General features: G+C 43.5%; 7 protein-coding genes. All 7 read right to left on the bottom strand.

Going from position 1 to position 8,174, the window contains the following annotated elements; translation table 11 throughout:
- Positions 1–214: 214 nt before the first annotated feature.
- Entirely contained in the window at positions 215–1,360 is a 1,146-nt protein-coding gene (locus tag WEB64_RS13340) for a UvrD-helicase domain-containing protein (RefSeq protein WP_368058427.1), read from the bottom strand.
- The gene (locus WEB64_RS13335; protein ID WP_368058425.1) at positions 1,353–3,005 is read right to left on the bottom strand and encodes an ATP-dependent endonuclease; all 1,653 of its coding nucleotides are present in this window, start codon (positions 3,003–3,005) and stop codon (positions 1,353–1,355) included. The genes WEB64_RS13340 and WEB64_RS13335 overlap by 8 nt, the downstream gene beginning before the upstream one ends.
- Before the next feature lie 170 nt (positions 3,006–3,175).
- Entirely contained in the window at positions 3,176–4,150 is a 975-nt protein-coding gene (locus WEB64_RS13330) for a hypothetical protein (protein ID WP_368058423.1), read from the bottom strand.
- 421 nt (positions 4,151–4,571) lie between these two features.
- A complete protein-coding gene (locus tag WEB64_RS13325; protein WP_368058421.1) occupies positions 4,572–5,351 on the bottom strand; it encodes a hypothetical protein in 780 nt (259 codons plus the stop codon).
- Positions 5,352–5,474: 123 nt separating this feature from the next.
- Positions 5,475–6,242 (bottom strand): hypothetical protein, encoded by a 768-nt coding sequence (locus WEB64_RS13320; RefSeq protein WP_368058419.1) that lies wholly within the window; start codon positions 6,240–6,242, stop codon positions 5,475–5,477.
- A gap of 71 nt (positions 6,243–6,313) precedes the next feature.
- Entirely contained in the window at positions 6,314–6,703 is a 390-nt protein-coding gene (locus WEB64_RS13315; RefSeq protein WP_368065649.1) for a hypothetical protein, read from the bottom strand.
- 154 nt (positions 6,704–6,857) lie between these two features.
- The gene (locus WEB64_RS13310; protein WP_368058415.1) at positions 6,858–7,739 is read right to left on the bottom strand and encodes a hypothetical protein; all 882 of its coding nucleotides are present in this window, start codon (positions 7,737–7,739) and stop codon (positions 6,858–6,860) included.
- Positions 7,740–8,174: the final 435 nt, after the last annotated feature.

Genomic DNA, 8,174 nt, shown 5'->3' with positions numbered 1-8,174 from the left:
TAGGGACCTACCCAATCCGCTATTCGGAAACAAAGAACGCTGAGGTCGCAAAGCGAACATTCCGATTTTGGAATAACGCAAAGCGGCGCGGCAGTTTAGGAGATCAGCAGAAAATTTTATCGGCAGCTGCGTCTTGTTATACGGCACTTAAATCTACCTCAAAATCTCAGCATAGGGGCCGTGCCAGGCGTAGAAATTTCCCGAAATTGGACGCTTAATCGTTTATCCATTGCTCAACTTGGGAGCAAGTCTCCACGCCGTAATATACAAAGGCTATGCTGTATCTCGCCCGTGTAATAGCAACATAAAAAGTGTTTCTTGCCTTTTCTGTTTTGTCATCGTTGAACACTGCGAAATCCCCCGATATAAATTTTCGATGCTTTTCCGTTGAGATAACCAAGACACGATCAAATCCAAGCCCCTTGGCCTCACCAAAGTTGAAAGAACTGCGATCTTTGCACACTTCCATCTGTGTTGATCGGTTAAGTCTCAAAATAACAGGATTATATTTATTTATATATTCCGTTAGGTCATCGGAATGAACAGAAAAAACACCAACATGATTTGAGAATTTATCTGGTATCTCATTAACTTTAGATGATGTGGGCAAATAATGCCCTTCTTCTGCGTGAACTAGATCTGAAAAATCGCATATTGATTGGATGCAGCGCCAACTAACACTTAGGTGTTCATCTTGAAATCCAATATCTTTGAATGCTTGAAACTTTTCTGCGTTGTTTTTAGGTGCTTTCGAGGCGATACTGGTTGCATAGACTGTCTGTCTGAAGTCGCCAACGCATACAAAGTCCTCGCACGTCGATTTATTTATAGCTTTAAGAACTTCGAAATCGTACCCTACTAAATCTTGAACCTCATCAATATATATGGCGTCAAATATTTCAGCAAGCCTAAATATAGGTTTGCTCTTTGATTCTTTTATAATTCTTGAAGCAAGCTTGGCAATGTTTATTGTATGGACCTTGTTGCTGCCCTTCTTAAGGTAATGAATAGGGTTGTACTCTCCATAAACTCGCTCAGCTGTTCCAGGAATATTTTTTCCTTTACTGGTCTTATGCGGATTCTTGCTATTGAAATTTACTCCTTCTATACGCTCCGGAAATATGCACCGTTGATATGGTCTTATCATATCCTCTAACAAAAATGTGAACCAACCTTTTATAGTGATATTAGCGGGTTTGCATCCGTTTTCTAGGCAAATTTTTTTCAGCAATTCTTTTTGATTGTTTTCCGTGTAAGTTAACAAAAGCACTGAACTCCCGGCGTTCGCTTTTTCGATAGCTTCACCTACTAAAAGGCGAGACTTCCCGGCACCAGCACTTGCGAGAATAAGCCTACGCATCAAAATCTATCGCCTTTTCTAGATATTCTGGAAACTTAATATCGTGGTTGGTATCGAAAATTCGAATAGCGGAATCAACTTTTTTAGAACCACTTTTCTCGTCACTATACCAATCTTTAAAGAATGCCTTTTTTTCAGCAAGGCCTGTACGTCCGTTGTATTTATTGTATGTTTGCTTGGATAGCATTACATTAGCGAGCAGATCGAGGCTTTCTTCAGTATCCCCATTTGCCTCTACTAGAGCTGGTTCAAGAGAGTATTGCTCAGCTGACTCGGGAGAAAAGAATTTTATAAAGTCATATTCTATATAATCTTTTGACCATTCTAAAATGTTCTCTTGAAAACTCCCATCATTATCCTTTACAACTCTAATTGGATGCCTAAGAGGCTTTACTATATTAATATAATTCTTAAACCCGATGCCTCGGACAACTATAATGTCGATTCCATTTTCTTCGGGAAGGCAATTATACTTTTCTAAATATATTTTTTTGAGCACCAACTCGTCAGAGGGGCCTTCTACAAGAACAATTTTCTTTGCTAGAACGGCACGAAGTGTGTCATATCCAGGAAGTCTCGCAAGCGTCTTTACAGTACCAGACTCAACTTCCTTTAGTCGTATGTATCTATCTGACAGCAAACATAGCTTATCAAAGCTCAGCTTATTGAGAACATATGAGCTATGTGTGCTAAGGAAAACCTGTTTCTTTCCATGTTTATTTTCTATATAGCTTATTAGCTGAACGAGGTTGATATGGGAGAGGTGGTTTTCTGGCTCTTCGAGCATTACGATATCAACGTCTTGAGCTTTGTTCTGTAAAGCAAGTTTAATTTGGATCTGGCTCTGCTCGCCCTTTCCAATCTGATTAAAGGAGATATTATCTACTGCTAACTGTAGACCACTTTCCCAGCTAGTGTTCGTGGCAATATCAGCAGTTATTTTGAGCGACTTATTAGATATTTCGTTATCCGCATCAATTTTATTATTAATTTCAATTACGTCAGCTTCATCATCGAACTTGGCTTTAAGTTGGCGATAATTAAGATTAAGAGTAGATCGAGACTTTTTTTCAAGAGCTGCGTTAATGATATTGTTTATGTACTTTGCTCGCCCATATGTTGGATGGAGTCGTGTAGGATCCACAAACAGACAATTTATATTCTTATTATGATGCGTTAGCCGATTCCATCCAAAGCTATACCAATCTATCGTATAGAACTCAACAGGCAAAGTTGAGACCTTATCTGGTTCCTTTTTAAACGTAGCGTATGAGTCTGATAATTCAGTATCGAAATAGATTCTAACGAAGATTCCTTCGACGTCCACCTTCTCGCTATTATTATCGCCTTTTAGTTTGGGATTACCGTCTAAATAGGCTTCTATTAGTAACTCCGGGAGGGTTTCCTGTGACTTATTTCCAGCAAGATATTGATTGATACAGTCGTTATTAAAAAGATCAGTGGTCAATTCGGAGCTAAGAGGTTTACCCCGATAAGTGAAATTTAGACATATTTCGATTGCCTCTAGCAGAGTACTTTTTCCGCTTTCGTTATCTCCGACAACAATGTTGACATCATCGTTGAAGTCAAAAAGTTGATTATCGAACCTTTTAAAGTTTTTGAGCTTTAGTTTCTTAATATGCATTTATCAACTATCCAGTAGCTGGTGTAAAGGCGCTCTCACTGTCCGCTTTTGAGTACTTCACTGCCTTTGAGCGCCTAATTTGGATCGGCAGCGAATACCAGAGTGATGCAGCTTAAAGCAGAGCGAAGCGGCGGCCCGTCAGGGATTTCTGCGTTGCGCGGTTCGTTACATCAGTTAAGAAAATCCGGCACATTCTGGGGCTGTGGATCAAGTACATACGATACGATCCCATGTCGCATATTCTCCAGTACTCCGGACCGGAACTCCTTGAATTCTGACACACTGTCTTTCCCCGATACGAAGGAGCGCCAATGAATGTTTTCTTCACCAATAGGAAGTTTAAATTTTAATAGCCTAGTAATGGCCATATGTGCAAAGAGCGCAGATGTGTCTTTGGCAACCGAGTGAATTAAAATATGACTACCGATATCCTCCTGGGATTCTTCTAGGCTCCAAGAGTAAAATATGCTCTGAGCTATAGGTGATAGATCCCTCACGGTATCGCTCTTACCATTCGTGTAATAGACATCATCAATGACTACTTCCCAGTGCTGCGGCTCACCGCCTTGCTCAGATTCTACGAATCGTTGCTTTTTACAGCTTATATGTACTCCTGCCCCAGATTTGACCGTGTATGAAAAATCACCGGCAAGCATTCCAAGTAAGCTATTACACAAGGCGTTTTCGAAATTTATATTGTAATTTATTTGCGCTTTTCTCAGGTTTGAAAGAGGAAATAGAGCCCAAATATCCCATCTCGTCCTCCAAGCTACCAAGAGTGGAAGCTTTACTGTGTCAGCGTATTTCTGGAGCCGTTCTTTGTAGTCCGGCCTGAAAGATAGGGTATTCTTCCAACTGGACTTAACTTCAATTAGGACCGGGATATCTTTTCCGTTATTCTCAAAAACTGCCAAAAGATCAGGTGCCTGTATTAAAGCCGAAGAGCCTTCGGGGTACTGGCTTTGATCCAGCTTGTGTATCAACTTGCATTTTCCAAGCCACCCACAAACGACACTGAATTCATCTTCGAGGGGAAGGCCGAAATCAAGCCGTTTTACCCTTTGGGCAACTTGCGAGGCATCAGTCGACCACCCAAGTTGCTCAAGAGATTCGTGAATCAATCTCTCCAGGTCATCATTAGGCATCAAAACTCCCTTTGATATAACAACAGTTAGGCTCGGGCTTTATCATCACAGAATTTTACTGCGTCATTTCACTGATTCTGAACCATTAAACGCGCTGCACATAAATCCTTAAAACAATAGCCTAGCCGTTCATGACCATCTCTGCCATGTAATCATTCAACGCCAGCAATTCGCTCCGCCAATGACAATAGCTGAAATGGCTGTGATTAGCGCGGAGGCGCTGGAGGAAAGCCCTGACCTGAACGTCCGCTTTCGTTTAGGAATTCGAGGAGCCCGGCCTGGTTGCAAAGCGAACATTCAGCTTGCTCATCGCTTTTGTTCAGCGGTGTGCCCGTGTAACGCAGCGAAAAGGGCATCCGGTGGAGGGCCCGCAGGCGCGGAACGAACTGGAACTATTGGTGGGCGATATGACTATAAGCGCCTACAAAAACAACACTTTCTCCAGCAACCCCGGAACGTATTGAGCCGTTCTCATCAAAGCCAAGTAAACCAGACTAAACGGGACAATGATCTCGAAACCTATGATTCCCAGCCACTTGGTAACCCTTTGATTGCAAGTCGCTTTCTCTAAAGAAGTCAGTTTTTTGAGTGATATTTCAATCTGATCTTGGGCACCACTAATTATTTTATTTTGAATAGAAAAGTTCTGTTTCCATTGTTCTGGTAAAGAATCGAGCCCTTTTAACCTAGCTCTTTCATGATGCTTATAAACGTATTCAACAATCTTTTCCCAGTGTGGATTCTTCTCTGAAATCGCCCGTTCACAGTTCTCTATTTGTATGGTGAGCTGAGAGTAGGTGTCTTCCATTTTACTTTCCCACTCGTTGATCTTTTCCGAAAATCCATCATATGAGGAAATTATACTCTGCTCAGCTTGGAGAATTTCAGAAAGGCAATCGCGAGCTTTTGCGCCAATAAAAGCTGTTTTTACTGAGTACCAGCTCAGCAAATCTTGCCTTAAGTAAAATAAATACGAGACGGAAAGATAGATAAGGAGCACAGCAACTGCCCCAAGGGCATGCTCTCTCGTAATCCCACCAAGGTGGACTAAGCTCAGCGGTTTCTCATCAAAGACCGCAGCCAAAACAGTATATGCAGACACAACCAACAACAGGATCTTTTGGCGGTGTGTCCGTGGAGAAAGGGAGTCCGTTAGAAAAACTTCCCACCCTCTATCATCCGTTTCTACCTTCGGGTGCACCCATCCTCCTTTAATTCAATTTAGGCCTTAGAGAGGCTATTACAGGCCATTAGTTATACCAAGGCCCGCCCATTACATGGAGCCGAAGGCGCAGTGTGATTGGCATCGCCGTGCCTGCTCTTGTTAAATGTCGCCCCACTCTTTGGACAAGAAATCGTCGCCAGAGGACTGCAAAAAGCCGCTAGCAAAATTCCTGATCGAATTGAACATTTCATCATTGCCGAGTGCTTTGACAGCGAATGCAAAAGTCAGAACTCCACGGTAAAAATAGTTCCATAGGTCAGCACGATGTTCAGCTTGTCTGGGCGTGCCACGCATTCCCTTCATGTGGAAGCCCGGCGGATTACCACCAAACATTTCCATAATGTGGGGGGATGCAGCATGAACATAACCTGAGTATGCCTTGCTGAGCGTTCGGGTTGCCTCCCGGCCCGTGCTGGGGTCTTGCACTCCTTCAACTGAAGCAATCCAGGAACGAATCTTCTTACGCGGTATCATCGGCCTTCGTTGTGATGAGGTCATCGCTGAACCTGAATCAAACTCTTCCTCAAAAAACGCTTCGAGATAGGAGTCGTGAAGGCCGGTCCAGTCTTCGAAGATAATCCCGAAAGCCAAAAACGTGATGTCCTCTAACAGTTCATCCAAAATCCGCTGCATTGCACCTTGCTCTTGTACAAAGCCATGGGACCATAGCAAACGGGTAGCATGTAGGCTGCTGACTAGTCTCGCCAATTTTTGCACGATTGCTTGTTGCGCTGTTTTCTCAACATGGCGAAAGATAAACCCATCTTTATACGAAACCTTCTTCGGTTGGGGAACTTGGGTAGCCAGGGCCTCAACCGTTTTTTCCATGTGGTTCAGTGTTTGATCGAAAAGCTGATCTACATGCATTAGAAATTTAACGCCAGTGGTAGTGGACGCCAAAGGAACGCAGCGCAGTTGGCGTCCCGTTGACCATATTGTTAACCAATTTTTTGACTTTTGCGCATTTTTGCCAGCATTTGGTGATTAATTTCGAGCTTTTTCGCTCTCTGCTTTGAAGTAAGATTTCGTTTCCGCATGTTGTCGAAATAGAAGTTCTTTTCCCACTCATTGATCCACCCGCTGCGATACGCATGGTCGATCGCCTCAGCGTTTAGCGATTTCTCCTGATCCTTCCGGACCCGTTTCACGGCCTGGAAAATTTTGTCTGACGGGAGGCCAATAAACTTTTTAACGCAGCAATTTCCGACTGTTACAGAGCTGCGATTCAGCTTATTCGACAACACGCAGCACTCAATAATGGGATAGTGGCCGCAAAGGCAGGTCTCGGGCTCATCAGCCTCATAGACCTCACTCAGCTCCCATTCCAATTTTGCCTCATCCCAGTTGGATGATACGGAACGGTCGATGATTTCCTTTGTCAGCCTGTACTCAGACATGGTCTGCCTCCCTGATTAACGCCCAGCATCACCGGTGAAAGAACCGCAGCGAAGCAAAGGTTTTGGCATCCGGAGCATGGATTGGTTATGCATGACGACAGATTGAAAACAGGTAAGCAATTCCATCTTCAACCCTATTTTTTATCGATAGCAACTTTGCGATGCCGAATTTCCCGGATGACCCATGAGTGCCATCATTGAAAACACGAAAGAGGCTGAGCACATTTTTGACATCCTCATCCACAAAATTGACAGCTTCCTCTGTGAGTATTCCGGAACGCCCCAGCAAATACTTAATTTTCTCTTTGCGCGTTGGTTGACCTTGAGGAGTCTTATCGCAATCCGGTGCTTTTTCCATCACTTTTTCATCTGGAGCGTTGATGTCTAAAATTTGGACAAAAACTTCTCGGGCACTTGTGCAGAAATGTCGAGCCGCATCCGGGTTTTCTGGATTCAAAGAGAATAAGGCTCCCTTCCAGCGATTGCTCAACTCGGGCGACAACTCTTGCAGCATGTCGTTGATCTCAGTGCGAAGGAGATCGGATTGCTGCCCTCCGCTATCCTCAACGTTAGATTCAAGTGTGTTTGAAAGAGCTAAGCTATTCGCATTTTCTTGCTCTGATCTGTCTAAGAAGTCATAGCCAAAGTTGGAATGTTCAAAATCATTCTCTCTAGCATCTAAACGCTCATAATAAGTATTGAGCGTCATGGCGGAAGTTCTAACTATCTGGTATTGAGACGAGTTAGACGACCTCATTTTTCGGAGTTCGGAATTGATCTTTTGTCGATTGGCCCTGACTCTCGCATTGTGTTTTCTTACTTCGCTATTGTATCTATTAACTCCCTGCTTAACTTTCTGATTATGCTGCCTGACCTCACGGTTATACTTAGCTATAGCCTGTTTCTGTTTATTCTGTGCCTGCCTAAGCTTGCTGCGCATTTGCGCAGAACTTATTCTTCTCGGCATGCAAGCCTCCTACTCATTTTTTGCATAACAGCACAATTAGGCAGCGCGCTTTATCGTTGCAAAAATTCGACTGTGTCATGATTATGGACTTTGCACCATCCATCGCGCTGCACATAAATCGATAAAACAATAGCTTAGCCGAGCATGGCTCTCTCTACCTAGGATCAAAAACCTAGTTCACAAGACAGGTTTCGATTTCCTTTTAATAAGATACACGCGGAGAACGAGCCTCTCTTTCCCTCGGCTATGGGAAAACGGCGCCTCTAGATAGACGCGCCAAGACATTATGCACTCAACGAGACCGTTTCTCCCCCGTTGAAGCGGCTCTCATTATAACCGTATAAATAAACAGAGATTAGGGACGCTGGGGCGGTACTTCCAGAACACCATTTTGGATCACCGGTGGCTGGCTCCCAACCAGCCAAACAGGATTCA

Origin of the sequence: Marinobacter sp. (genome assembly GCF_040882185.1) — a bacterium.
In the GTDB taxonomy this organism is placed as follows: Bacteria; Pseudomonadota; Gammaproteobacteria; order Pseudomonadales; family Oleiphilaceae; genus Marinobacter.
This window is presented reverse-complemented; position numbering and strand designations above follow the sequence as displayed.

Coding starts and splice junctions, on each gene's coding strand:
- WEB64_RS13340 (WP_368058427.1), bottom strand. CDS start 1,360: ATGCGTAGGCTTATTCTCGCAAGTGCTGGTGCCGGGAAGTCTCGCCTT.
- WEB64_RS13335 (WP_368058425.1), bottom strand. CDS start 3,005: ATGCATATTAAGAAACTAAAGCTCAAAAACTTTAAAAGGTTCGATAAT.
- WEB64_RS13330 (WP_368058423.1), bottom strand. CDS start 4,150: ATGCCTAATGATGACCTGGAGAGATTGATTCACGAATCTCTTGAGCAA.
- WEB64_RS13320 (WP_368058419.1), bottom strand. CDS start 6,242: ATGCATGTAGATCAGCTTTTCGATCAAACACTGAACCACATGGAAAAA.
- WEB64_RS13310 (WP_368058415.1), bottom strand. CDS start 7,739: ATGCCGAGAAGAATAAGTTCTGCGCAAATGCGCAGCAAGCTTAGGCAG.